The sequence below is a fragment of the Endozoicomonas arenosclerae genome (genome assembly GCF_001562015.1).
In the GTDB taxonomy this organism is placed as follows: domain Bacteria; phylum Pseudomonadota; class Gammaproteobacteria; order Pseudomonadales; family Endozoicomonadaceae; genus Endozoicomonas_A; species Endozoicomonas_A arenosclerae.
On sequence record NZ_LASA01000083.1, the window covers coordinates 1 to 26,829 of the forward strand.

Genomic DNA, 26,829 nt, shown 5'->3' on the forward strand with positions numbered 1-26,829 from the left:
CAGCCTTTTGATCCTGTGCCTCGATAAGAATTGATCAGTGGAGACAGGTCGAGCTGGTCAACAACATCCACCACAAAGCGAGCCATATGACCTTCTGGAAGATAATCCTGGATGCTGGCAGGGAAAAGGTCGGGAGTGTTTCGGTCGACCGGTTTGAACTTCCACTTATTCATAGTGCTTTGAGTGTTACTGGTACTGGAATCAGGATTTTACCTGTTTTGCTGGTTAAGTCCGACAGGCTCCTAGTCCTGACGACAAGGAGAAGGAAAAAGATGATGTTGATAAATTAGCAGACCAGATGGATCGCTCTCCCTTAATACGAGATCCGGGACAGGCATCAGGCGGCTATGTGGCCTCTTCAACCATGGTGGGCACGGGTTCTGGCTTATCTCTGCCAGCAGGCGCAAAATACAGTTTTGACTTGGCAGTTATTCACAAAGCCAACCTTCCCACTCACGATGACTCTCATGGCAACCTGGGAGTTGAAACATTGGATACAACAGCCATCCATCCTCCAGATGAGGGTGATCTACCTCTCACAAATCTTGACAACCCTATGGTTTATCATGCTCCCATGGCAGATTATGATGCGCCGTCTGAGCCTCAGTTTATGTCGGCGCCGGTACAAGCTTCGGATGGTTCGTCTGCCGCTCACAACCTCATTAAACTCTGGCAACAAGAAGGCGTTTCAACGTCCAACACGGGGTATGCAGCACTTCCCAGTGGTGAAGGTATGACTTTCCTGAGAGGCCAGGCCGATCTGAGCTCTCTGATCGCGATATTGCAAGGTTTTGGCATCGAGCTCGCTGCCAACGACTTGTCAGATCTCAAGGCACTTCTGCTGGAAGGAAAAAAAGTCATTATCATGATGATACAAAAAAGCGGGACGATCACCGTTCTCCATATTCACCCGGCAGGAAACAATCAGGCTCTGATTATTACTGAAGTGGGGGTACAAAGTGCTCCCATCAATATCGACAGCCTGGCTGCCTTACTCAATAGCTTTGCAGCCAATGAAGAAGTCACCCTGCTGACTCTGTTTACTCATACAGAAGTGACCATTAGCTTGCCGACAGCCCCTCTTCCCCAGACACAGAGCTCTTCAGCTTCAGCCAGTGTTAGCGCCAGTACTAGTGCTAGTGCTAGTGCTCCAGACTGGCTGACGACAGCGATTCTTGATTACATTCAGCAAAGTCTGAAGTTCTCTGCGCCAACACTCCTCCCCGCCGTACACCATGGCGCTGTCCAGGAACTTCAGGATACCCATGATCAGGCTAGCCTTGAGATATTAATGCCCACTTATGGCTTCCACCCAGGTCCAACAGAAGGCACGGCTCTGAAAAATGTTGAGCAACTAAGTGCAGATCAAACACCTTTTATCGTTCAACTGATCGGCCAGAATCAACAGGCGATTGCTATCAATCTTCAGCCAGATTCAGCAGGAGATGTCACTCTGACTTTATCTGGACAACACTTCGTTATAGACAGCAGGGATGTTGGCGCGCTGTTTGACTGGATTATCAACAACTTCGCACCTTTAGTAAGGATATTTATTCTGGCGGCTCTTTTTCTTTGAGGTTGAAGCTTTCCTGATGGGTATACTCCACATCCAATCTTTTCTATAAGCTCTGTTATACTCCGAGCCCCTAACTGCCATAGCAACGAGATCACCTTGAGCACACATCCTTTTTCCGAACTGCCGCTGCCCGAAGCCCTGCTGGATAATCTGGAGCAGATTGGCTACCGGGAAATGACCCCTATCCAGCAAAAGAGCTTACCTCTGGCCATGGCTGGCAAGGACCTGATCGCCAAGGCGAAAACCGGCAGTGGTAAAACTGCCGCCTTTGCTATCAGCATGCTTCTGGGCATCAATCAGCGCTTTTTTGGCTGTCAGGGTCTGGTGCTTTGTCCAACTCGTGAACTGGCCACTCAGGTAGCCAACGAGATAAGAAAACTGGCTCGCTATCGTCAGAACATCAAGGTAGTGACCTTATGTGGCGGTCAGCCTATTGGCCCACAGATCAGCTCTCTATCTCATGGTGCCCATATCGTTGTGGGTACGCCGGGCAGAATACAGGACCATCTTCGTAAGCAAACACTTACTATCGATCAGCTTCAGACAGTGGTATTGGATGAAGCCGACCGCATGTTGGATATGGGCTTCATTGAAGCCATTGAAAACATCCTGAATCACACACCGTCTGAGAGACAAACCCTGCTCTATTCAGCGACCTACCCAAAACAGATCAGGGCTCTGAGCCAACAGTTTCAGGTTGACCCCGAAGAAGTGACGGTTGAGTCAGTGCATACTCACCAGCACATCCAGCAGTTTTTCTACCAAGCTGAAAACAGTGAAAAATCAGAGACGCTTTGCAAGCTACTGAATCATTATCAGCCCGCTTCTACTGTGATTTTCTGCAACACCAAACAAACCTGCAAAGAAGTGGGCACTTATCTTTATGATCAGGGTTATAAGCCATTGGTGTTGCATGGAGATATGGAGCAGCGAGAGCGGGATCAAATGCTGGTCCGCTTTTCAAATCAAAGTGCAGACATTCTGATTGCCACCGATGTTGCAGCCCGAGGCCTGGACATTGATGATCTGGCGGCGGTCATTAACTATGATCTCAGCAGAGACCCGGAAGTACATGTTCACAGAGTGGGTCGCACCGGTCGTGCAGGTAAAGAAGGCCTGGCACTGAACCTGCACACTTCCCGCGAACAATACAAACTTGACGATATTGCCGACATTCTCAGAACGGAACTCACCTTTGGTGACCACAGAGCTTTGAAACCCGCGACTCAGCCACCTTCCAAAGCGCCTATGGTCACCTTAGCCATTGACGGCGGTAAGAAGAACAAGGTTCGCCCGGGTGATATTTTGGGTGCATTAACTGGAGACGCAGGCATTCCCGGCGATCAGGTAGGCAAAATCAACATCTTTGACTTTGTAGCTTACGTTGCCATTAAAAGAGACAGTGCCCGCAAAGCTCTGGCTCGCCTTGAGCAAGGGCGAATCAAAGGTCGCAGGTTTAAAGTTCGCAGACTCTAAGGATTTCAGAGACTGTTACCCTTGGCACTGTAAAGAGCATAAGACAACTGGCTTGTCTTATGCTGACTGCCTTTTTATGATTCAGCTGTTCTTATAACTGATCAATCAGGCTCGTAGTACAATTAGCATGAATCTAAAAATAGTAGATGATGGCAATAGAGAGGTTTACCTGAACCTCTGCCAAGGATATGAGGCAGAGTTTTCATCACTGACCGGGAAAAAGCCGGATCCCCAGGGTCGTTTTGCTCTGGATACTCCTCTGACGGAGAACACCACCGGCTACCTGCTCTATGATGAGCATCTACCTGCAGGTCTTGCTGCAGTTAAACAACACCATGCCACCCATCATGAAGTATGTGAATTTTACGTCCTGCCTTGCTATAGGCGGCAAGAACTTGGAAAAAGATTTGCACATCGTCTGTTTTCAATGAGCTGTGGTCAATGGGAGATCAAACAGATTGAAGGGGCTGATAACGCTACTACCTTCTGGAGAAAAACCATCAGTGACTTCCTGAAAGAATACGTGGACCAATCCGATAACAATATTGACACGCACTTTCAGGAAGACATTTATGTAGACCCATATTGGGGTAAAGTGACTCGGCAAGTCTTTACTTCAATGGGCAGATAACTGAAACCAGTAGCCCGTGCTCATTATTTTCCAGCCTGATTTCTCCTCCATGACTGTGAATAATGTTACGGGCTATAGACAATCCCAGTCCCATTCCACCGGTATCCCTGTTACGGGACTCTTCCAGCCGAACAAAGGGCTCAAAGACTTTTTCCATGGTCTCTTCCGGTATCCCCGGTCCATGGTCTTGTATCTGAATACGGGCAAAGCCTTCTTCTTCATCAAGGCTGACAGCCACTGACTCGCCGTATTTAATGCCATTTTCAATCAGATTGCGCAAAGCCCTTTTCAAACTGATCAGACGACAGGAAAGGATCACTTCAGGCCCTTCCTGAAAACGGACATCATGGCCCATATCCACCATGTCTTCACAGAGGCTATCCAGCAGTGCATTCAGATCAACCTTTCGGGTTTGTTCTTTATCAGAAGCCTGTCGCATAAAGGCCAGAGTCGCTTCCGACATCTGCTGCATTTCATCCAGTGTCGCCAGCATCTGCCTGCGATCTTCTGACTCTTCCATCATTTCCACCCGTAAACGCATGGTGGTAATGGGGGTTCGAAGATCATGAGAAAGCGCTGCAAGCATTCGGGTCCGATCCGATACAAACCGTTGCATCCTTTCATTCATCAGATTGAAGGCCTGAATCGTCTCCCGGATATCGCCCGGCCCTTCTTCCTTTAAAGGTTCTACATTTTCTCCCAGCCCCAGTCGATGGGAAGCAGAGGCCAATTTTTTCATGGGCCGGGTGATTCTTCTAACCATAAAAATTACCACCAGCAACACACTGAAAATAGAGATACTCATAAACAGCATTGTCTGCTTGAATAGAACCCTGGGGATGGGAGGTGATCGCGTCAACAAGTTCAGCCATTGTCCATTATTCAACTTGATGGACACTTCCAGAAACACCAGCTGACTTCCCTTATGCTTGCGCCACTCCCGGTACTTCTCGGATTTTTTCCAGCGGTCTATCTGCTCTTTTCTGGATCGCTGATCACGTCGGCTTAAGTCAGATTTTTCAGACCGCTCCCATCGCTCTTTCCGGTCATAGTCAAACCAATCATCCTCATTTCTCTCCAGATCAATCCGAATTCTCCCTTCATATTCAGGGCCTAACGCTTTCAATAAATAGTTAGCCGCTCCTTTTTTAAAGCCATGAAGAGATTCTCTGTGCACCATACTTCGGCTACTGAGAAGCACTTTCTCATTACGAGTGTCTGATGCTTTAAGAATGGATTTGTGCAAACTTTCAGGGCTTGATTCCAGCAACTCAACCAGAGTCACAACACGCCTGAGCAACGCATCCTGATTAATATTATCAACCGCCCGGTTGTATGCAGAGCTCAATATCCATGTGCTGATGACGACCGAAAGAATGAGCGCCACCAGCACCAGTGACACCATCTGCCCTGCCAGACTGGAAGGCCATAGTCGTTTTATACCCAGACTCAAGGTTCGGATACCTCAGGCGTGAAACTGTAACCACCGCCCCAGACAGTTTTGATCAACGATGGATTTTTAGGGTCTGGCTCAATCTTTTTACGCAACCGGCTGACCTGATTATCAATACTTCGATCAAAGGGAAGAGCTTCCCGGCCTTTGGTCATATCCAGCAGCTGATCCCTGCTCAGCACTTTTCGAGGATGTCCCAAAAACACTTCCAGTAATCGAAACTCTGCCGTACTCAGTGGCACTAACAAGCCGTCTTCACGCTCCAGCTGTTGCTGGTGAATATCCAGAGTCCAGCCTGCAAAGGTTTTCTTGCTGGATTCAACCGGAACCCTTCTCTGGTTCGGGAGGTATTCAAGACGTCGAAGAACCGCCTTGATCCGGGCCAGCAGCTCTCTGGGACTGAAAGGCTTGGAGACATAATCATCAGCCCCCATTTCCAGACCCACAATCGTGTCAGCTTCTTCACCCAGCGCTGTCAGCATGATTACAGGAGGCCCGCCCTTTTCTTTCAGGGAACGACACAGCGTCAGGCCATCTTCCTCTGGCATCATCACATCCAGAACCACAAGGTCCACCGGCTGGCTCTCAAGCACCTTGCGCATCTTTCTGCCGCCATTGGCCAGACTGACTTCATAGCCATGCTGTCCAAGGTATTTACCCAGCAAGTCTCGAATTTCACTGTGATCATCGACCACCAGAATATGTTTTTTTGGCTCCATAGCGCTGACATCTGAACTGTACTTGAGTCGATTATATGTACTCAGCCAAAGAAATATGTACCAAATCTTGTCAATTCACCGTACTGATACAATTTGCGACAAATTAGCGGTTCCACGGGACATTTCTGAGACATCCTCAGGCTTTAATGAATACCGTAAAATCCTGAAACCGGAGAAAAATTTCATGAACCGCAAACTGCCTGTCGTCGCTGCCTTTGTTACTGTCTTTACTGCAACTTCTGCCCTCGCCTGGTGGGGAGAGGGTGATAACGATGGCAACAAAGAACACTCCCGCTATGAACACCGTGAATGTGGCAAGAAAGGGAAACATGGCTTTAAAGGTGAATTCGGCCACAAGAACCTGAAAGAGTATATGACCCGTGAATTCACCGCTGATGAGATCCGCACCCTGACGTCTGCCCGCCTGCTCATGAAAGGCAACCCCAATATCAAGGTCGGTGACATCAAAGCCAACGACAAGGGTTATACCGTAGCCATCGTGACTCAGGATGACTCTCTGGTTAAAGAACTGACTCTGGCCAAAAACGGTATGCCTCTGGAACGTTTTGAAAAAATTCAGGAACGCATGGAAAAGAAAGGCAAAAAATAATCCACTGCGTAATCGCTACCCCGTGTGTTTGGCTTTTGCCCGGAACTTTACCGGGCATTTTTTTCACACGCATAAAGATATCCTGCTCAGAGTCGAATAAGAAAGTCCGCTGTCATTTTCGATACGCACCATGATGAAACCAAAAAGGATACCGACATGATGCAAAAGCCAGGTCTCCTGCTTGTAGTCCTTGCACTGTTACTGACAGGCTGCGTTCAGCCTCCTGATTCCCCAGCCTTCAAACCTTCAGGGCACACTCCCGGATATACACAGGAAAGCTTTGATCGTTATGTAGACGAGACAAAAGACTGGCTGAAAGAAAACCGGGCTTTCATTACTGATGATCCCATGCGTGAAGTGGAAGCTAATGCACCATTCGAGCTGCTACCTGAAAAAACCAGCAAGAAGAGCAAAGGGGTTTTATTAGTACATGGACTGGGAGACTCTCCTTATTCATTCACAGATATAGCACCACTGCTTGCTGAACAGGGATTCAGAGTTCGGGTCATGCTGCTCCCGGGACATGGCTCCAAACCGGCTGACCTGATGAACGTTGAAGTGAGTGATTGGATCAAAGCCGTTGAGCACCAGACACAACTATTAAAGTCGGAAGTGGATGAAGTCTGGTTAGGGGGCTTTTCTACGGGTGGCAACCTGGTGACCAGTTACGCTCTGGAAGATGAAAGCATTCAGGGTCTTTTGTTGTTTTCACCTGCCTTCCAGCCTGACTCCCGACTGGTAGCCCTGGCTCCCATCGTTTCAAAATTTTTCGACTGGGCGGACATAGATCCTGTTGATAACTTTGTCCGCTACGATTCCCTGACCTTCAATGCCGCCGGAGAATATTACAGAACCAGCCAGCAGGTCAGGGATCAGCTTGAGAAAAAAGAGTTTAACCGTCCTGTATTAATCGTCATGAGTGAAGACGACAGTGTTCTGAATTCACAGGGTATCCTGCAACTGTTTGAAGAGCGCTTCACAAACCCTGACAGCAGATTCATCTGGTATGGTGACCAGCCAGCCAGCAAAGACCCGCGTGTTCACTCACTGAGATCGAAACTGCCTGAGCAGAATGTCAGCAACTTCTCCCACATGGCAGCGCTGTTTGCACCCGAGAATCCATACTATGGCAAAAATGGCTCTTACAGAATGTGCAACAACGGACAGGAAGAGTCTGAAGCTACTTGCCAGAAAGAAAATGAGGTCTGGTACTCTGCTCATGGTTATACCGAAGAAGGCAAGATTCACGCACGGTTGACCTGGAACCCCTACTTCGAAAACTTGGCTAGGGAAATCCGACAAACCCTCAAATAGGGATGCCTTAGTAAAGAGGGAAGCCAGATCACTTCTTTGCATGAATACACGCCAGAAGCGCTTCAACAAAAGAATTTACATTTACTTTATTTCCCCCAATCCAGCTATGAATCCAAAACATTCTCCTACACTTTATCTTTCATGCTGACTGTCACGCTTTACAGGCAAAACCATGAAAAAAATCTACAGGTTACTATCCCTCAGATCACTGTTTCTTATCCCGCTTCTGTTGTTTATTAATTCAACACATGCTCAGAACATTACTCTCAAGGCGGTGCTGGGACCGATTCAAAAGGTTTCAGTCCAATCGGATCAAAAGCAGAGTGCTGCCGTAACATTGGCAAAAACCCTGACTCCATCCGTATCCCTTTCTTTCTGCCCAGACAATACAGGGTTAAAAAGCCATCTCTGTCTGGCCTGGCTGAATCAAGACCGACAGATTGAGATGGCTTACAGTTCCAAATCAATCAGTAAAGCCAAAGAGTTGGCAGCCAGCTTCATCACTATGCCACCTGCCTTCAAAGAACACGACAAAATACCGGAGACTTTGCTGGGAATAGCAGCAACGCCCTATAAAAAAGGCTTTGTTCTGGCTTATCTGACAGGGAAAGATAAAACAGGCAATCTGCCAGACCTGAATCAATATGATCCGAAGAGAATTGAAGATTTAAAAAACTCGGTTGAGAACAGCCATCTTTATCTGGCTGTAGTGACCTTGAAGGAAGACGGTAATCAATACAAATGGACCATCAGCCGTTCCAGCAGAGTGGACACAGATGAATCCGGAGACCTTATAGCAGGAACGCCATCGATTGCAGTGATCGGTGACAGGATCAACTTGTCTTACAGCACCTTCTCACATGAAAGTGGACAGCCTGTCAGTGAGATCGTTGAAGTCATTGATGTGGCTCAGATAGGGCGCAATCAGCATATTTCTGGCCAGAGAGTTGCGCAAAATCTTCACACAGCACCCGCACCTCAACTGCTGAACATTCCAGAGAACACTTTCAACTATGCTGCTTACGCTGATCCTGATAGCAAGAAGATGAAAACCTCTCTACAAACCAAACCTCAGGTTCAATTTAATGGCACCGCAATACCGGAGCCCGGCATCCAGGCTTCATGGCTCTATCACTTTAATCAGATGGATATGTCATCAGCGTATATGGTCACTTTGCTGATGACCGACACCCAAGGGAAGAATCTTCTGTTCTCTCTCTATCCGGATATCTTTGATGGCAAAGAGGGATGGAGCAGCGTCAGAAAACTTCCTATTGGAACCACAGCGATCAGCACTTCTGAAGTCGTTTTTTCAGGAGAACAACCGGCCATCATCATCCCCGGCCTGAACCTGAAAGACTTCACCCTTTCACTTCAGGCCTTTTCTATCACTGAAGAGGAATCGCCTTAGCGCTTTATCAAATAATTAAGAATTTCGACAACCTGAGCGGGAGTGGTTGCCCAAGCCTGCGCTGCAGCATCCACTTCCTTTAAAGGGTGAATAATGGCTTCGTCATGGAGTGTGATATAAGGCTTGGATAACGCCGCACAGAAACCCGCATCAAAAGCAGCATTCCACTGTTTGTATTTGTCACCAAAGCGAATCACAGCCAGATCGGCCTCTTCAATCGCTACACGGGTGCGAATGGCATTGATCTTGGATGATTTGTGATCTCGCCAGAAAGACTTTTCTTCCTCCCCCAGATGATCACCTGCAGCATCACTGGCCGCATGATCCGTAACCGGTGATGTAAAACGCACGGGGAGCCCCAAACTTTTGGCACCGGATTCAATCTGTTCCCGCCAATCGGTATGAATTTCTCCGGAAAGGTAAACAACCCAGGTCTTCATGCATTTATCTCCTGTATACGCAGACTGTCGGCGAATATAGCAGCCATCCCCCCTCTGGCTCCAGCTTGTGAGCCGGCTGACTATGCTGGATTCAGATAACTTTTTTCTGGAGATCAGCATGGATGCTTCCCAAATCAATTCCGCACAATGCCTTGGCCCCTGGACTCAACCTACAGGTGCCAAAGCACAAGGGTCTCCAGTTCATGTATTCGGTAGAACCGTCAATCGACTGACGGATATCAAACCACAGGTGCGGGAAGTCCAAAGCCAACGAACTGAAAAACCGGAAGCATTTGTTCAAGCACTACAGAAAATGAAGGTAGAAGTCTGCAAGCATTATTCTGGATGTGATGCAGCTACAGGGTCAAACATTTCGAACCTGTTCGCCAACCTGGAAGACCTGAGACCAGTTTCCCTTCTTGATCTCAGCGCAAAAGAGATGGACCAGCTTCAGAAAGAAGTGCTTATTGCAGAGGGTCTTAACTCGGAAGAAGGTGGAAAGCCCAACAAGTCCAAGTCTTCAAAAATGACTACGGAAAAACTGGAAACCGTATTTGATGCTCTGACCACTAATCCTTTCACCCCTTCTGTGATGAAAAGGCTTGCCATCAAGCAACCTGAAATGTTTGTAAAACTTTTGCATCAGGCCAACACATCCGCATTAACAGCCCGCGAATACGAAGCTATCTACCAGGGATGCCAGGCGTACATGAATGAAGGTGAAGGCCGGGAAATGATCATGTTGACGCCCCAGGCTGTCGATTATGTTTTGTTTCATAAAAGGGTTCTGCCACCTATTCCTGAACGATGCTTTCGCTCTGAAGATGGCACAATGAATCAGATGATTTTTCTAATGTCGGCTTTGCAAACAGGTGGTGCGGACAGTGTGTCAGCAGAGCTTCCAAAAGACTTTAAGTTTGAAGCGGGAGAAAAGTACGTAGCCTTTGATGCTTCAAACATGGATCACCGATTCATGAAAGTGCTCGATACCAGTGTTGCTCAATGTTATGGAGCCCTTGCTGTCATGCGAAAGCATACAGCCGATATGGAAGAAAGTGTTGATTCAAAATTAATTCCTCAACTTGCTAGCCAGACGACTCTGGTAGGACAAATGAACGCTCAACTTCAGGATTTGTCGGGGCTTCTCGGTCAATCTTATATGACACAGAACCTGCCAGAATACGCCAGAGACCTGAATCATTATCAAAGAGTCATCTATGTATCCCCAAACAGCACCTGCTTAAAAACGTCAGAGCCACCCAAACCATCTGAAATAGTTCTGAATTTTGATACCTACCATCCCAGGGTGCCTGAATACGAAGGTGGTCCCTGGAAAACCAGTCAACCCAAATATAAGGATGCCCGCAACTGGCCATCGGTAGACTTTACCGAAGGCTTCTGCTGGGATGAGAAAGCTTTAAAACAAGAAGCCAAAGCAAACAAATCAACCTTTTATTCCAGTGGCTCTGACAGCGAAGACTCTGGTATATCAACTCGATAAGACTGCTTGCACTCTTGCCTGAGCCAGTCAGCAAACTTTTGGGCGGCTCCATGATTCATTGATCGTTGGGGCATAACGAGAAAATATGAAAACGACGATGCCAGTTCAATATCAAAGAGCTTGATTAAGCTACCCTGCTCAAGCTCTCTCTGAACCAGAGAAGCCCTGCCAAGGGCAACCCCTTGTCCATCTTTTGCAGCCTCCAGTAATAAACTGGCATCTGAAATCTGAACGCCATAGCGAACATCCAGATCCGGACTCCCTGCCCATTGAAGCCAGTCCCTCCATGTGAGCACGCCTGGTCCCGAATCCTGCAGTAATGGAAAGTTGATAAGATCAGCAACAGAACCAAGACCCTTACCGTGGCTCATCAACTCAGGACTGCAAACAGGAAAAGCATATTCATCCATAAGTTTTTCTGAATACAGGCCCGGATACTTCCCCATTCCGAATCGTACAGCCAGATCAATGTTTTCTTTCTGGAAGTCGACCAAACCAATGGAGGGCAATAAACGCACTTCAATCTCAGGATAATTGATGGAAAACCTGCCCAGCCTCGGCACTAACCAGCGGGCTGCAAAGGAAGGCAAAATGGAAATATTCAGGTAGTCATACTGTCGACTGGAAACCTTATCCAAACCCTTTCTGATTTCAGCAAAACCTTTTCGAACATGAGGCAACAAACGCTCGGCATTATCGGTCAGATGCAACTGACGTGTAGAGCGGATAAACAATTTGAATCCCAACTGCTCTTCCAGATTACGAATCTGCTGGCTGATTGCAGCCTGGGTCACAAACAACTCATCTGCAGCGAGCGTAAAACTCATGTGTCGGGACACTACTTCAAAATACTGCAGTCCTTTTAGTGAGGGAATACGGTCCATTGCACCCTTCCAATTTATAAGTTTTTCTTATCCATCAGGAAAGAATATATCGTTTGTCGTCTATCTAAATCAAACCTACTCTGAAGCCATACCCTGACCGGTAAGGAGACTGAAGGATGAAACAGAGTAGCTATTGGAAGATTGCTGATTTACCTATCTATCTTATCAACCTCTGGGAAACATGGCGCAACCGGTCCAGAAGTCGCCGATATCTGGCAAGAATGGATAGCAGGATGTTGAAAGATATAGGTGTAACGGAAGCGGATCGTATAGATGAGGCTAGTAAGCCTTTTTGGAAGCAGTAGAAAGCAGCAGTCAGTAATAGAAACTTACTGACTGCTGCACATAGATAAGTCAGGAATTTATCATTCCCAAACTGCACAATCATCATCACTGATAGTGGCAGCCTTAACCACATCATTTTCATAAGCAATATTGCCTGGATCAGCAAAGCCTTTTCCAGAGCATTTAAGCTTCTTACTTGAGCCCAGACAATGCCCCTTGTTGTCATAGACAACGACAGCAGAGCCTTGATTGAGCTTCAGGCAGGTTTCAAGATTAGCTGCATGCCCATCAGGCTTTACAGGTTTGACCTGACCAAAACCATTTTTATATTTCGGCCAGCAAACCCCCACATAAATAAGGTTGCCATTCTTCCTGAAAATCTTGCATTTTTTGTCTTGCTGATGTGCTTGAGGAGCCGGTGCCGCTTGCTGAGCACTCTGGTGATCAGCCTGCTGTGAACCTGCTGAAGATTGTTTCACTGACTTGTAGTAGCGAACCTTGTTCTGAGCACAGCGATAGCTGCCATTTCTCTGGGCGACACTGCCTATGTAGATATAGCCACGACCATTGTCGGAAGCTGTCCCCATACACACCATATTGATAGAAGCAGTGACTGAATATTCAGGAAGAGAAACTGCTGTACTCCCGGCTGCTCCGATCGACATTTGCTCGCTGCCAGGGACATCAAAAGCACTAGAGTCTTCCATATCAGGGTACTCTTCTGTCTGCTGACAACCCTTAAAGGTTGTGTAAAACTTTTGAGGGGTAACCCCTTGTGGCGAGTCGAACTTGAATCGCCTGAAATTATCTAGCTCTGTGTAGTTTTTGACGATCAGCGCCTCGAAAACATAGCTATAGGTATGCTCATTGTTTCCGTTGTAATACCAGCAACCATAAAGCTTATCCTCCGTCACTGGCTCTACATAGCCAAAATAGACTTTGCCATCAGCATCATCTTCTACCACACATTGTGGAACATCATCACTACCACTCAACGCATCGGAAATCGCACTTGGGGTATAAGTATTGTGATTCACAACTGACTCCCAACATACGTCCCCTTCCTCTGCATGAGAGAGCGGCGCAAGAATCAGCATTAACATTCCCAGCAGGCTGGCCAGAAAACGATTAAACAGGCGCAGAGACCCAGAGGAAGTCCCAGACAATCCCGTTTCATATAAAGTATTCATAAGGTTTCACCCACATACATCATGATATCCTGCCAACCGCCTTTCCCGACAGCTGGCTCAATGGGAATTTTGACTCGGTGTGTTCATGCAAGTTCCGCTCTCCCGGCAAAACCTGCTTCTTGGAGTTATTCTCTACTGGACTGATGTATATAGACGAAGGCTACTTTTACTGCCACCAGCTACTCATAGCCGATAAGAAATACAGAGGGTCATTGGCTATAGTGGCAGAACCCTTCAAATTCAGGATCCGGATATGCACCCCCGTTTTGCCTTTGGTCAGGACAGCTCTGAACGAACCCGAAACACTTATCTCAAGCCTGATATCATCCAGCAGCGGCAATACACACTGGATAGACTGAACCTTAAGAGAGGTGAAAGTGTTCTGGATATTGGCTGTGGTCCGGGCCTGCTGGTCAGCGAGATGGCAAAACAGACGGACCTAAATGGGCTTATTACTGGTATTGACCCCAGCCTTCCCATGTTGGAAATGGCAGAAAAGTTCTGCCGGGATCAGAGCAACACCCACTTTCAACAGGCTGATGCCGAAACCCTGCCTTTCGAAAGTGCATCCTTTGACGTGGCTGTTTCCATTCAAGTGCTGGAATATGTCAGCAATGTCGATCAGGCTCTTTTGGAAATACACCGAGTTCTCAAGCCAGGTGGACGCGCCCTGATTATTGATACCGACTGGGATTCAGTGGTCTGGAATAACTCTGACAGAACAAGAATGCTGAATGCCCTGGAGATATGGCAGTCTCATCGAGAAGACTCCTTTCTACCCCGAAAACTGCCAGCCAAACTCCGCCAGGCCAGGCTTGGGATAAACAACATCAGCATCTACCCCATTATCAATACCCGCTTCAGTGACCAGGACTACTCCTATTTTCTGGCAAAATCCATTTGCAATCATCTGAGCAGTAAGCTGCCAACAGCGCAGATCAACAACTGGTTTCAGGATCTGGTGAGCAAAGAGGACAAGAATGACTACTTCTTCAGCCTCAATCGCTATGTTTTTGAGATAACCAAAAATTAACCCCTTATTAATTTGCATCTTTAATAGGTAAAAGTCAGCATGGGAGTTAAAGCTCACAAACGATAAGTTTGTTATTTTTACCTACACAAAAACGACGAATGAAAAAATCAATTCTGACAGCTGCCATTCTGGCAGCCAGTGCCTCTGTTGCTCAGGCAGATATTATTGGCGCAAAGCTGGGTTACAACTACTGGAATACTGCCAACCACGGTGACTTTCAGACAGTTTACGGCCAGATCGAGCACCCAATCCCTCTGCTGCCAAACCTGGCTGTTGGCTACAGCAAGCTCAACCATGACAAGCTGAAGTTCGACAGTTACGACGCTTCTGGCTACTACGAAATTCTGGACAATGGCAATATTGCCCTGGATCTGGGCTTGGGAGCTCGCCGTTTCGACAGTGGCAAATACCGTGATGCCTCTTTCAGCGATACAGTGCCCATGCTGACTGCAGATGTTGAACTGTTTCAGGCAAGCTCTCTGAGCTTTTACAGCAAGCTGTACGTGGGTAAATCCAGTGATACCAGCTTCAATGATTTTGAAGTGGGTGCCCGCTTTCACCTGTTTGCCGGCCTGAATCTACAGGGTGGCTACCGCACTTACGAAATCGAGATGGATGGCACCAAAGGCATCTATAACGATGAGCGCATCAAGGGCTTTAACCTGGGTCTGCACTGGGATATCTGATACCGCCTATCCAGATAGCTGGTTCATATGAGCCAGCTTCAAGCTACTCCTTCCCTTGTCTGCATCCAACTGCCCTGACAATCAGCCCAGATTTCCTAAGCTGAAATTAAGGAATCATCAGAATGGCAGGTTACAGTGGACAGAACTGGTCAGGGACAACCTTCTCCTCTCACGGGCCCAAACTCCCCTCATTCAGAAACATCTGAGAAAGAAAGCGAAGCTGCTGCTCAGCATGACCATCGCGAGATTACCCATGCCAACAGAGACAACCTCGTAGCCAGAGCCACTGCTGTGGCTGGCACAGACGAGCAGTTATCCAAGCGCACAGTTAGCAGAAAGAAGTACACTCGAGATGAAATGGCCAAAATGGGCAAGGAGGTGGATGAATCCCGCGAAGCCATTAAAGAGTTTATGAAGCAGAATGGCATTGATAAAGATCTGCCCAGACTTGAGTGCACCCGTGACCAGGGCTACTCCAGAGCCACCCGGATTCTGTGCATCCAGATGGAACAAATGAAGCAATTTTTGGATGCACATTTCGCCAAAGTTAATAAGATGTATCAGGTGCTGCAGTCTGATTACAGTGTTTACAAAAAATTGGAAACCACTGCCAGAAGAGCAGCCAGATCACTGCAGATCAATGAAGAAGAACAAGCCTTCCTGAAAGATGTCGTCAGCCTTGGGGACTCAGATAAACGCCACAGGGATTACTGGAAAGAGAGAAAACTGATACACCTCTATGCCAGCTTTTGTGGATTACGCTTTAATGCAGCCCTTAGAGTTATTCCTTTCCTTGATGCCATTCAACTGAGTGAAACCTTCAATCACAGGATACAAACTTTTTTACCTCAAACAATCGAATGCATGAAAATGTATCAGGAGGTGATTCAGTATCAACTAGGGCTTGAGCATTATTCAGACCTCGAAGAAAGCCTCCAGATGCACGATAAGGCGGCCTTTGGGGTAGCTATGCTGGCAGATCTGGCAGTAGCTCACTACATGCTCACCAGGCAACAGGAAGAGTTGCGTGAAATGCTGTCCGCACACTCCTGCTATTTCAGCCAGTGGTTAGCTGACTTCGACCCTGAACAGCCACAAGTACTGGAACTGGAAAGCTGGAAAGTCAAACAGCTGATCAATGCCGCAATTCTGTCGGACAATCCCAAACAAGCTCAACGCCTGCTGCAGTTCTACCGAAAACAGGTTGAAGCAGGCAGCCCGCAATTCGCCCCTGGAGATACCTTTAGCCTCTGTCAGTCCCTGCTGGCTTCTCTGACCTTTCTTTATGATCGCCCTGAACCACTGGCTCATTTTAAAGCCCGGGTAGAAGGGGCTGAAGCCCTGGTTTCAGAGTTAGGAGCCCTGGTCAGAACTATCAATAAGAAAAAAATGCTGCCTGAAGACAGCCGGGCTTCCCTGATGTTCTTTTATGAACAGATCAGTAACCAATGCCGAGAAGTAGTAAAGCGTCTTCGCAACCAGGAAGCAGGCGTTGCTCAGATTGCCAGCAGTCTGATTAAAGAAGAAGAGGCAGAACAGAAGCGTATTCAGGACAAACTGGATAAAAGAGAGGCACAGCGTCGAGACAGAGAAGAACAGATACAGAAAGACCGGTGGAAGAAAAAGCAAGCCAAACTGGCTGCAGAAGCTGCTTCTGAAAAAAAACAAGATACCGACTCCCCCCCTCCAAAACCTTATAGTTTGAAGGCCACTATGGACGAAGCATCTGAAGCTTTTGTTCGTAAACAACCGGTTGGTGTGTTAAATGGCATTTTCAAGAAAGTCATTCAACATCCCCAAGTCAGTGGCTTTGATAAGGCACAGGCCCATTATGGGTATGCCGATATGGTCACCTCCAGACTTCGGCGACAACTAGCGTCTGCCCATAAAATGATTGAGCCCGTCTATGCCTATAAGGAAGCCTTAGAGAGTCAAGATCGTCCTGACCTGGATAAGGACATCAAATTCAGGGAAGCCCTGAAGCTGTTCAAACTGGATATGCAGCAAATCAGCATCAACACTCTGGTCATGAGTAAAGCGGTAAAAGAAGCGCAGGAGATCTTCTTTGGTCTTTCCGAAGAACAACCAGAATTCCTGGATGCTTTGGTAGATCTCCACAATGATATGGAATACTTGATTGCGCAGGGAAAGCAAGTCATAGAGTGCTGCAAAGCTATTCCGGACATCTACGCCCGACGCGGCGAAATGATTCATCGTCACAAACTTTCGGGAAGAGGTGACTCACAGCGTCGCAGCGAGCTGGTGACCCGAGTCAAAGATCTGGAAGAGCTTGGCAAAAAACTTGATACCAGCATGACAATGCTGGAAGGCTCCCTTAAACGGGAACAGGTAGCTCAAGTTCAACAGACATTATCCACAGCAAACGCTAAAACCCCAGAGCCGGAAGAAAGAAGAACGTTTCCTCCCATAGAGGATAGAAAGCAGACTCTGAGCCCTGAACATCCGGACCTGATGTCTGAGGCTCTCCCCTCACAACTGGGAAGCTCAAGATCAAATTTACACTCTTCACCAGCCCCTGCAACTGGTGCCTCAGCTACAGGGGGGATTGATGTTCCTTATTCTCCCGGAGCTATCGTAGCTTCTTTACCTGATGCTATGAGACAGGAGCTCAAAAATAAACTCGGGAAACTCCCCGAGGCTGACAGTATAGATTCGTCACCTTCAAGGTATGAAATTCACCCTGCCAATGGGGCCAAAGATCACCCTCTACAAATCCTGGCGTACACTCTTGGCATAACGTTTGTCGTACAGGCAGGGGGAGACGAATGGATCATTTCCCCCTGGTCCACACCGCAACCTGCCAGTGAGGTTGCGACTCCCAAATACGCTCTGAAACTCGATTTCTGTTTTCCCTCTCTTTTAGAGATGAACAATCGCAGTAGTGACTCCAGTCATGGCTCACTTCCTGATCTTGTGACCTCTTCAAGGGAAACATCTCCAGCACATACCGCTACACCTCCAGATGTGTCGACAGAAGTGGTCATGGAGAATCCGGTAGCAGTGATCATTGAGGAACCAGAGGAATCTGAGGAAGCCGAACTGCCTCTGAAATTATTCATTCCACAAAGTATGAATACAGCTCTGGGCGTTTCGATCATGGAACGCGACCTGACGAAACTCATGGGTTTGGTCGAAGTAGAAACCGTTCAGCAAAAAGAGCAGCCCTCCACACAAAGCACTGTAAAGGAAGAAACGCAGCAGGAATGGAAAACGGCCGGCCGCAAACCCAAGAAAGGCAAAAAAGGGAAGCAGCAGGGACGTAAAGAAAAAGGCTCAGTAGCACCTGAACCTCAAGCTCCCCCCGTCAAAGAGGAAAAAGTGCCTGTTGTTGAAGCACTAAAAGAGCTGGACCCAGAAGTACTGGGCCTGAAGCTCCAAACAAGACTGCGTGACTATCTTGAGACTCTCTATGACACCGGAAAGACGCCCGATGGAAATTCTGTGCCAGAACAACTGGGCTTAAAGGCTCTTATGACAAGAATCCAGCAAGGTACTTTCCTGTCAGATCCAGATTATTTGCGCCATGACTTTACGGTTCTGTCAGATGCTCTGAAAATTCCTATCCGAGCGAATCTGTCTATGGGACATAATATCTACTTCAGGCCTGGTCTGGTCAAGCCCCAAGGGCTGGATCTCTGGACGGATCCGGATGAGCCGCATCTGAATCTGGAGCACCCCTCCTATGCCAAGGATCATCAATGGTTTGCATCGCTGGGTCATTACTTTCAATGTTGCGATGCTGAAGACACAGAACTGTTTCCGGAGAAGCCCCAGCCAGAAAAAACAAAAAAACGAAAAGATACAAAAGCCAAATAGCCATAGAAAAAAGAGGGCTATCAGCCACTATAACGTCAAAAATCTGGAGACTATTGACTATTTCGACCCTTCAGCCACTCTCTACGACTTTCGTCTTGCCGGGCATGAGTCTCTTGAATACGGGTGCTATACCTTTAGAAACAGAATTCTGAAGGACTAGCAAGGAAGCCGTAGATGTCGAACCAGCCTTTTCAGGCTCCTGACAGCCAGGAGCTGGCTACTATCACCGAATACCTGCTCACAGGTGGAACACTGGCTGAAGCCAACCAGATGAGTGAAGGTGCTCTGGAAGCTATCTATACCTCCGGATATAACCAATACCAGAACGGGCACTTTGAAGAAGCCGCCAGAAAGTTCCAGTACCTGTGCTTTTATGACCACTGGAACGCCCGAAATTTCCTCTGCCTGGGTTCCTGTCAGATGATGCTGAAAAGCTATGGCCAGGCCATCAGGACGTTTGAGTACACCGCCAGAATGGATATTACCAATCCACTCGCCAAGGTCTACATGGCCGACTGTTATATGGCGCTGCGGGAAAGAGGCATGGCAGAAATCATTTACAAAAGTGCCCTCAAGGACGCTGAAAAATACCAGTTCAGTCATTTGGAGCTGACAAGAGTCAAGAACCTGCTCCAAACCTTTGAGGACAAACAAGGAGGGCAGTCCTGATGGTCGATTCCGTTAATCGCAGTGAAGGCGTCGTTGTCCCAACACAGACAGAAGAACTTCAGGGGCTCGAACAAGCCGATCGTGTTTCCAGAGGTTATGACACACAAAACTCGGTATCTGCCAGAACAGGAGGTGGCTATGTCCAATTACCTCTGGGTCTTTCAGACGCTCCCTCCATTCCCGAGCCAGACTCGGAAATTACCGGAGAGGTAGGCGACCTGCAAAAACAGGTGGCTCAACAGACGGCTGCAAACCTCAGAGGGCAGATCGGTGGTGCCTTTGGAGAAAGCCCTATCTCCATCACTAACACCTACCCAGGACTGGTTACTCCGGCTGTAGGGAATACGGTACTGGAAATTGATAACAAACTTTCCACGCTCTCCGAGGCATCTCCTGAAACACTGAGTAATATTAATGGTGCATTAGACAGACTGCATACCGAACATAGAAGTGGCACACTGACTCCCGATAAGCTCGACCAGATTCTTGCTGAGATCAATGCCAATCTGGAAGACAGCTCTGTAAAATACTCTGAAAACAAGATTGAGATTGCTTCTCAGGATGCCCAACAGCGTCACGCCAGTAACATCGAACATATCCGGGAACATATTGAGGAAGTCAACAGCGCCAACCAGGCCAGCTCTGGCACTATTTTCCTGAAAAGCCTGGCCCTTGTGTTTCCTCCCGTTGCACTCTGGGAAGCGGCTCTGGAGATTGATCGGGATATAAACCCCGGAAAAGACAATTCCCACTTAAGCATCTTCTCCAAAAGCGAAATTGATCATATGGAGAGGCAGGAAAAAGAAGCAGAAGCATGGAAAAATCGTCAAGCCTTGGGTGGCCTTTACACCCCAGTGAACCCCACAAATAATTCAGAGCAAGCCGATAACCAGCAACCCGGTGATAGTGACCCTCAAGAAACAACCGAGCCAGTGGAAGATAGTGATACGCCTTCTTCTCCCGTTAATGATGCTACCGAAGGCATCCAGATTGCCACTGAAGGGCTGGATCACTTTGAAAGAAGGAAAATGTTGCTGCAAGCCCTTCAGGAATCGGCCGAATCCGAAGAGGCCAAGGAAAAGCTTCAGCAGGCAATTAATGCTCTGGAAGGCGGAGATCCCTCTCTGGCGGAAGAAATTCTCGGTGGGTTCACAGACTCACTGGGGTTGGATAACAGTCTTGGAGACAGTCTGAGCACATCAACAGACGATACGCCTCAGCCACCTTCCAGTGAAGAACTTCCTGAGACTCAGGTTGATGATCCTAATGCACGCGTTGACAGTGATCCGGAGCCTACCGTGTCTGAAAATGATGAGCCTCCAGCTTCGGTACAACCTGAAAGTACGCCAGAAGGCGCCTCTCTTGAAGACTTTGTCAGTGATATTTCCACTGTACCTGAAGAAGTGCTGGCCGCCCATCAGGATGCAACCAGTGAACAAGGACTTATCCAGCGCCATAATGCGGTCTGATTAAAGCCGCCAGTCCTGCATCCCACCCTGTCTTTGTAGTGATTTCTTGATATCGATACAGAGACAGGGTGGGTTCCTGACCCCCCCATTTCGGTTTCATCTCATCCCTGATCGCAATTCGAGCTATCTAAACGACGCATTTTTTGAAAAAATAGCGCACCCTCAGCCAGAACAGATAAAACCAGAACATTCATGAGTCACTCATCTCTGCAGCAGCCTGTGCCTGCCAAGGAACTTTTTTCCTACCCGAAGTATTGGGCGGAATGCTATGGCACCGCACCTTATCTACCCATGACCCGTGCAGAGATGGATGAACTAGGCTGGGATTCCTGTGACATTATTATTGTCACCGGCGACGCTTATGTAGACCACCCCAGCTTTGGTATGGCAGTCATTGGCCGTTTTCTGGAATCCCAGGGATTCCGTGTAGGTATCATTGCCCAGCCAGACTGGAGCAATACTGAAGACTTCATGCGTCTTGGCAAGCCAAACCTGTTCTATGGTGTCACTGGCGGCAACATGGACTCCATGATCAACCGCTATACCGCTGACCTGAAAGTCCGAAATGATGACGCTTACACTCCGGATGCTGAGCCGGGCAAACGTCCAGACCGCTCAGTGATTGTTTACAGTCAGCGCTGCAAGGAAGCCTTTAATGATGTTCCTGTGGTTATTGGCGGTATTGAAGCCAGCCTGCGCAGGATTGCTCAGTACGACTACTGGAGCAATGAGGTTCGACGCTCTGTTCTGATTGATTCCACAGCAGATATCCTTCTCTACGGTAATGCCGAAAGAGCCATGGCTGATGTGGCTGATAAGTTGGCAGCCGGCATCAATATCAAAGAGATGGATGATATTCGCGGAACCGTGGTGGTCAAACCGGCCGCACCAGAAGGCTGGACCGAGATTGACTCCACTCGTATCGACTGGCCCAGAGATATGGGTTCTCTGGAAGAAGCCTATGGCACCAGTCCTTACGAATACATTCCGGAAGAAGAGTGTGCTTCCAGCAAAGAGCAAGAGCCGGACGTACAACCGATCCGTATCGTTCCTCTGCCTCTGCATCGTAAGGCCGATTTTGACGCCAGTAAAAGCTGCATCCGTCTGCCATCCTTTGAAAAGGTTCGCAAAGACCCAGCTCTTTATGCCCATGCTTCCCGGGTTCTGCATCAGGAATCCAACCCGCACAACGCCAGGGTTCTGATTCAGAAACATGGCAATCGGGAAATCTGGGTAAATCCACCTCCTGTTCCTCTGGAAACTCCGGAAATGGACGGTGTATTTGCTCTGCCCTATCAACGCAGACCTCACCCTTCATACGGTGATGCCAAAATTCCTGCCTATGACATGATCAAGACCTCCGTCAATATCATGCGTGGCTGTTTTGGCGGCTGTACTTTCTGTTCCATCACCGAACACGAAGGCCGGGTGATCCAGAGCCGTTCGCAAGAGTCTGTGCTGCAGGAGCTGGAAGATATTCGTGACAAGGTACCAGGCTTTACGGGGCAGATTTCTGACCTGGGTGGCCCCACTGCCAACATGTATCACCTGAACTGCAAGAGTGCGGAAATTCAGGCGAGCTGCCGTCGTCTTTCCTGTGTATTCCCAAGTATCTGTAAAAACTTGGAAACCTCCCACAAGCAAACGACAGAGCTTTACCGAAAAGCCCGTGCCATTCCGGGTATCAAAAAAATCTCTATAGCCTCAGGTCTTCGTTATGACCTGGCAGTGGAAGATCCTGAATACGTTCGTGAACTGGTTACTCACCACGTAGGCGGCTACCTGAAAATTGCCCCTGAACACACTGAAAAGGACACCCTGGACCTGATGATGAAGCCAGGCATGGGTACCTATGATGCGTTCAAGAAAATGTTCGAAAAGTTTTCGAAAGAAGCGGGTAAAAAGCAGTATCTCATCCCTTACTTCATTGCCGCTCATCCGGGCTGTGAAGACGAGGACATGATGAACCTGTCTTTGTGGCTGAAACGTCACAAGTTCCGTGTTGATCAGGTGCAAACCTTCTATCCGTCCCCAATGTCTCTGGCAACAGCCATGTATTATTCCGGCCGGAACCCGCTCAAAAAGCTTAATTACAAGAGTGATAAGCTCTACATTCCGAAAGAACTGGAACAGCGTCGTTTGCAGAAAGCATTCCTGCGCTACCACGACTCCAGAAACTGGGATGTCCTGCGAAATGCCTTGAGAAAGATGAACCGCTCAGAGCTGATTGGTGACGGACCAAATCAGCTGGTTCCTGCTGAAGAGAAGAGCAAAGACAACCGTCGTCCTCAAAGCAAAAAACCGGCTGGAAAATTCCAGAAGGCCCGGGGTGGACAGTGGGATAACCGCGCTCCTCGTAAAAAGCCGGTCACACGCAAAAAACGTAGATAACGGACCAGAGAAGCCCCGGCTCAAGCCGGGGCTTCTTCTATCAGTCCAGAATGGCTATGGCAGCTTCTGTAATAGCCTGGGCTGAAATACCGTACTGATCTTTCAAATAATCCAGACTACCCACCTGCCCGAACTGTTCACGAACGCCAATCTTTCTGAAAGCAGTCGGAGCCACCCCTGCCTCCAGAAGCTCAGCGATAACAGCATCACCGAGTCCACCGGTAACATTATGATTTTCCACGGTCAGTAACTTGCCGGTTTTGTTCACACAACGGATGACCAGTTCTGTATCCACCGGCTTGATGGTATGCATGTCTACGACGGTTACCGTTTTGCCCATCAGAGCTTCCACTTCTGCAGCCGCTTCAAGCGCATCATGTACAGACAAACCACTGGCTATGATGGTCAGATCATCCCCCTCCCTCAACACTTTGCCTTTGCCAATTTCAATTTCGTCAGGCGATAAATAGAGTTCTGGAAGATCCTTTCGAGTCGAACGAATGTAGTTAACCCCGGGGTTCTGATAACTGTAATGCATCGCCTTTTTCAGAACTGCTGCATCGGACACTTCAATCACTACGGAGTCAGGAATCAGCCGCATCAAACCCACATCTTCAAACGGCATATGAGTGCCGCCATTGGTCACAGCGGCCACTCCGGCATCACTGCCGAATATGTTGATATGTTGCTGGGCATAACCTCCTGATAGAAACAGCTGATCATAGCAACGTCGGGTTATGAAGCAGCCAAATGAATGTACAAAAGGCACTTTACCTGTAGCAGATAAGCCAGCTGCCACACCAATCATATTGGCTTCAGCAATGCCACACTGAATAAACTGATCAGGAAACTCAGCCTGAAACTTGCCAGTGCTGACACTGCCCATCAGGTCTGCTTCAAGAACTCTCAGGTTTTCATGATCCCTGGCCAGCTCAAGCAGTGTTTCTGCGTGGATATGTCTCAGTTCACTGCTCATTTCAGGCTCTCCAGTCTCTGCTCAATAACATCCAGATCTTTGAGAATGGCACTTCTCAAGTCATCGTCCAGACGCAAGTGATGGTTAGACGACATTTCAATAATGGATGGAAAACCCTGCCCTTTCTCAGTGTCCAGAATAATGGCTGTTGGCTTATCCTTACTGGCCAATCCCTGTTCAATAGCCCCGCAAATCTGATTGATATCCTGACCATTCACCTGAACAGATTCAAATCCAAATGCCTGAAACTTTTCCCTGAGATCAAAAGGTTTTTGAATCTCATCCAGATAACCATCCAACTGTCGTTTGTTGTAATCGACAAACACAACCAGATTGTTTAACTGATGATGAGCTGCAAACTGGAAGGCTTCCCAACACTGCCCTTCCTGCAACTCTCCGTCACCGACTATCGCGAAAACGTTTGTATCCGTACCCATGGCAATGCCCATAGCACAGGAAATGCCCTGCCCCAGAGAACCGGTGGTCATATCGACGCCCGCTGTTTTGTTCATGTCCGCATGGCTGGGTAACAAAGTGCCGTTAGCGTTAATGTTCTTGAGGGTTTCCAGCTCAATAAATCCTCTCAGCGCCAGAGTGGCGTAAAGAGCAGGCCCGGCATGCCCCTTAGATAGCACCAGATAATCCCTGTCAGCCATTTTGGGATTAGCTGGGTCATGATGTAGATAATGTCCGTAAAGGCAGGCCAGTGTTTCTGATATTGAGAGACTGCCGCCAAAGTGGCCGTATCCGAGATGAAGCAGCGCTTTAACGGTTTCTGCTTTTATGGAGAGATTAAGGTGTTCAATCTCTCTGAGGTATTCATTTGATTTCATAAGTTTCACGTTACATCCCGAGATCAGTGAGCGCTGGCTGTCTGAAGCTTTTTCTTGCGGTGGATAAAGTTCGTGGCAAACACACCGGCGGAGACTGCAGCGATGGCCAGAATCACGGCCTCTTTACCGGCCATGGCCATATAGCCCAGGAAAATACCTGTGACCGCAAAGTCAGAATCCGAGAAGGTTGTATTGGCAAAACCAAGGTCGCCCAGAACAGGCAGCAGCCAGAGGGTCAGGAAGGTAATAACCACACCATTTACGAAGGAACCGACAACAGCACCACGGCGGCCACCCGTTGCATTACCAAATACACCCGCTGTGGCGCCGGTAAAGAAGTGAGGGACTACACCAGGCAGAATCAAGGTCAGCTTCATTGCGCCTAACAACCCCATGCTCACCAAACCGCCCAGGAAGCTGCACAAGAAACCAATCAATACAGCGTTTTGGGCATAAGGGAAAACAATCGGGCAATCCAGAGCCGGTTTGGCTTCAGGCACCAGTTTTTGAGATATTCCGTTAAAGGCAGGCACAATCTCAGCCAACACCAGTCGTACACCCTGCAAAATGACAAATACACCGGCAGCAAAACCAATAGCACTGAGTACTGCATAAACGACAGGGTTCTGACCACCACTCAGATGCTCCCTGACAAAATCACCACCTGCAGCCGCCACCAGAATCAGGTAGATGATGCCCATGGTCAGTGAAATGGAGATGGAGGAATCACGGAGAAACACCAGATTTTTAGGCAGGTTCATCTCTTCTGTACTTTTTGATCCTTTACCCACCAGCTTGCCAATCAGGCCAGAAGCTACATAGCCAACCGTGGAGAAGTGACCAAAAGCCACATCATCAGAACCGGTAATCTTTCTCATGAAAGGCTGTGCCATAGCCGGGAACAGCACCATGACAAGACCCAGAGTAATGGAACCCAGAAGCACCAGAGAGAAACCTTCAAAACCTGCCACGCTGAGAATAATGGCGATCATGCAAGCCATATAAAGCGTATGGTGTCCGGTCAGGAAGATGTACTTCAATTTACTGAAGCGGGCAAAAACAATATTGGCCACCATACCAAACGCCATAATCAACGAGGTGGCAGAGCCAAATTCAGCCATTGCAGTAGCGTAGATGGCTTCGTTATTAGGAATAACACCTCGAAGATTAAACCCCTGTTCCATCAGGGTACCCATTCAGGGCAATTGCATCAATCTGAACACTCGAAGATAAATTTCTTGTAAACTCTCTATCCAGTTTATTCGAGTCTCCTAGAGTAGTTCATCCGCATGGAAGCCAAGCAGTACCAGCCACTAGCTGATTTTTTAGCCAAAGTTCCTGATCCTCGCTGCCCCGGCATGTGTGATCACAACCTGCTCGATATACTTATCATTGCTGTATGCGCAGTCATATGTGGAGCGGACGAGTGGCAAGACATGGAGGAT

General features: G+C 48.1%; 23 protein-coding genes. 15 read left to right on the plus strand and 8 right to left on the minus strand.

What is annotated here, in order from left to right; genetic code table 11:
* The first annotated feature begins 298 nt into the window (after window positions 1-298).
* From WG89_RS12525 to WG89_RS12535, 3 genes are all read left to right on the plus strand, one after another.
* Window positions 299-1,576, plus strand: coding sequence for a hypothetical protein (locus tag WG89_RS12525; RefSeq protein ID WP_062266491.1), 1,278 nt, complete (start codon window positions 299-301; stop codon window positions 1,574-1,576).
* Window positions 1,577-1,672: 96 nt separating this feature from the next.
* A complete protein-coding gene (gene dbpA / locus WG89_RS12530) occupies window positions 1,673-3,052 on the plus strand; it encodes an ATP-dependent RNA helicase DbpA (RefSeq protein WP_062266493.1) in 1,380 nt (459 codons plus the stop codon).
* 127 nt (window positions 3,053-3,179) lie between these two features.
* A complete protein-coding gene (locus WG89_RS12535) occupies window positions 3,180-3,683 on the plus strand; it encodes a GNAT family N-acetyltransferase (RefSeq protein ID WP_062266496.1) in 504 nt (167 codons plus the stop codon).
* Here WG89_RS12535 and WG89_RS12540 read toward each other — a convergent pair.
* Window positions 3,664-5,136, minus strand: coding sequence for an ATP-binding protein (locus WG89_RS12540; RefSeq protein WP_062266498.1), 1,473 nt, complete (start codon window positions 5,134-5,136; stop codon window positions 3,664-3,666). The genes WG89_RS12535 and WG89_RS12540 overlap by 20 nt on opposite strands.
* Complete coding sequence (locus WG89_RS12545) at window positions 5,133-5,855, minus strand: response regulator (RefSeq protein ID WP_062266501.1); 723 nt, start codon at window positions 5,853-5,855, stop codon at window positions 5,133-5,135. The genes WG89_RS12540 and WG89_RS12545 overlap by 4 nt, the downstream gene beginning before the upstream one ends.
* Before the next feature lie 184 nt (window positions 5,856-6,039).
* Between WG89_RS12545 and WG89_RS12550 the strand changes: the two genes are divergently transcribed.
* The 3 genes from WG89_RS12550 to WG89_RS12560 all read left to right on the plus strand — a co-directional run bounded on the left by WG89_RS12550 (window position 6,040) and on the right by WG89_RS12560 (window position 9,190).
* Entirely contained in the window at window positions 6,040-6,465 is a 426-nt protein-coding gene (locus tag WG89_RS12550) for a hypothetical protein (RefSeq protein WP_153301572.1), read from the plus strand.
* A gap of 156 nt (window positions 6,466-6,621) precedes the next feature.
* Window positions 6,622-7,779, plus strand: a complete 1,158-nt coding sequence (locus WG89_RS12555) for an alpha/beta hydrolase (RefSeq protein WP_062266507.1) — start codon at window positions 6,622-6,624, stop codon at window positions 7,777-7,779.
* 172 nt (window positions 7,780-7,951) lie between these two features.
* Window positions 7,952-9,190 carry a hypothetical protein gene (locus tag WG89_RS12560; protein ID WP_062266510.1) on the plus strand — a complete coding sequence of 413 codons (1,239 nt, stop codon included), beginning with the start codon at window positions 7,952-7,954 and terminating at the stop codon, window positions 9,188-9,190.
* Here WG89_RS12560 and WG89_RS12565 read toward each other — a convergent pair.
* Complete coding sequence (locus WG89_RS12565; protein WP_062266513.1) at window positions 9,187-9,630, minus strand: YtoQ family protein; 444 nt, start codon at window positions 9,628-9,630, stop codon at window positions 9,187-9,189. The genes WG89_RS12560 and WG89_RS12565 overlap by 4 nt on opposite strands.
* 118 nt (window positions 9,631-9,748) lie before the next feature.
* Between WG89_RS12565 and WG89_RS12570 the strand changes: the two genes are divergently transcribed.
* Complete coding sequence (locus tag WG89_RS12570; RefSeq protein WP_153301573.1) at window positions 9,749-11,131, plus strand: hypothetical protein; 1,383 nt, start codon at window positions 9,749-9,751, stop codon at window positions 11,129-11,131.
* Here the strand turns inward: WG89_RS12570 and gcvA are convergent.
* The gene (gcvA, locus tag WG89_RS12575; RefSeq protein ID WP_062266519.1) at window positions 11,083-12,015 is read right to left on the minus strand and encodes a transcriptional regulator GcvA; all 933 of its coding nucleotides are present in this window, start codon (window positions 12,013-12,015) and stop codon (window positions 11,083-11,085) included. The genes WG89_RS12570 and gcvA overlap by 49 nt on opposite strands.
* 116 nt (window positions 12,016-12,131) lie before the next feature.
* On the opposite strand from gcvA, the gene WG89_RS12580 reads away from it, so the two are divergent.
* Complete coding sequence (locus WG89_RS12580) at window positions 12,132-12,320, plus strand: DUF1127 domain-containing protein (protein ID WP_062266522.1); 189 nt, start codon at window positions 12,132-12,134, stop codon at window positions 12,318-12,320.
* 60 nt (window positions 12,321-12,380) lie between these two features.
* Here the strand turns inward: WG89_RS12580 and WG89_RS12585 are convergent, their stop codons facing one another.
* On the minus strand, window positions 12,381-13,490 hold the full coding sequence (locus WG89_RS12585; protein ID WP_062266525.1) for a hypothetical protein: 1,110 nt from the start codon (window positions 13,488-13,490) through the stop codon (window positions 12,381-12,383).
* Window positions 13,491-13,743: 253 nt separating this feature from the next.
* Here WG89_RS12585 and WG89_RS12590 point away from each other — a divergent pair, with 253 nt between their 5' ends.
* The 6 genes from WG89_RS12590 (at window position 13,744) to WG89_RS12615 (ending at window position 23,575) form a co-directional block, all read left to right on the plus strand.
* Window positions 13,744-14,523 carry a methyltransferase domain-containing protein gene (locus WG89_RS12590; protein ID WP_062266529.1) on the plus strand — a complete coding sequence of 260 codons (780 nt, stop codon included), beginning with the start codon at window positions 13,744-13,746 and terminating at the stop codon, window positions 14,521-14,523.
* 98 nt (window positions 14,524-14,621) lie between these two features.
* On the plus strand, window positions 14,622-15,209 hold the full coding sequence (locus WG89_RS12595; RefSeq protein ID WP_062266532.1) for a TIGR04219 family outer membrane beta-barrel protein: 588 nt from the start codon (window positions 14,622-14,624) through the stop codon (window positions 15,207-15,209).
* Window positions 15,210-15,344: 135 nt separating this feature from the next.
* Entirely contained in the window at window positions 15,345-19,046 is a 3,702-nt protein-coding gene (locus tag WG89_RS12600) for a restriction endonuclease subunit S domain-containing protein (RefSeq protein WP_062266535.1), read from the plus strand.
* Window positions 19,047-19,220: 174 nt separating this feature from the next.
* Entirely contained in the window at window positions 19,221-19,715 is a 495-nt protein-coding gene (locus WG89_RS12605) for a SycD/LcrH family type III secretion system chaperone (RefSeq protein WP_062266538.1), read from the plus strand.
* Window positions 19,715-21,184 (plus strand): hypothetical protein, encoded by a 1,470-nt coding sequence (locus tag WG89_RS12610; RefSeq protein ID WP_062266541.1) that lies wholly within the window; start codon window positions 19,715-19,717, stop codon window positions 21,182-21,184. The genes WG89_RS12605 and WG89_RS12610 overlap by 1 nt, the downstream gene beginning before the upstream one ends.
* Before the next feature lie 192 nt (window positions 21,185-21,376).
* The gene (locus tag WG89_RS12615; protein ID WP_062266544.1) at window positions 21,377-23,575 is read left to right on the plus strand and encodes a YgiQ family radical SAM protein; all 2,199 of its coding nucleotides are present in this window, start codon (window positions 21,377-21,379) and stop codon (window positions 23,573-23,575) included.
* A 40-nt stretch (window positions 23,576-23,615) separates the two neighbouring features.
* On the opposite strand, the gene WG89_RS12620 is transcribed toward WG89_RS12615, so the two are convergent.
* From WG89_RS12620 to WG89_RS12630, 3 genes are read right to left on the minus strand one after another with little or no spacing between them, the layout of a single operon-like run.
* Complete coding sequence (locus tag WG89_RS12620; RefSeq protein ID WP_062266547.1) at window positions 23,616-24,551, minus strand: transketolase family protein; 936 nt, start codon at window positions 24,549-24,551, stop codon at window positions 23,616-23,618.
* Window positions 24,548-25,384, minus strand: a complete 837-nt coding sequence (locus WG89_RS12625; protein ID WP_062266550.1) for a transketolase — start codon at window positions 25,382-25,384, stop codon at window positions 24,548-24,550. The genes WG89_RS12620 and WG89_RS12625 overlap by 4 nt, the downstream gene beginning before the upstream one ends.
* A 23-nt stretch (window positions 25,385-25,407) precedes the next feature.
* Window positions 25,408-26,580, minus strand: a complete 1,173-nt coding sequence (locus WG89_RS12630; RefSeq protein ID WP_216638481.1) for a PTS ascorbate transporter subunit IIC — start codon at window positions 26,578-26,580, stop codon at window positions 25,408-25,410.
* 93 nt (window positions 26,581-26,673) lie between these two features.
* Between WG89_RS12630 and WG89_RS32905 the strand changes: the two genes are divergently transcribed.
* The coding region (locus WG89_RS32905) for a transposase family protein (RefSeq protein ID WP_172806694.1) at window positions 26,674-26,829 on the plus strand (156 nt) is incomplete at its 3' end.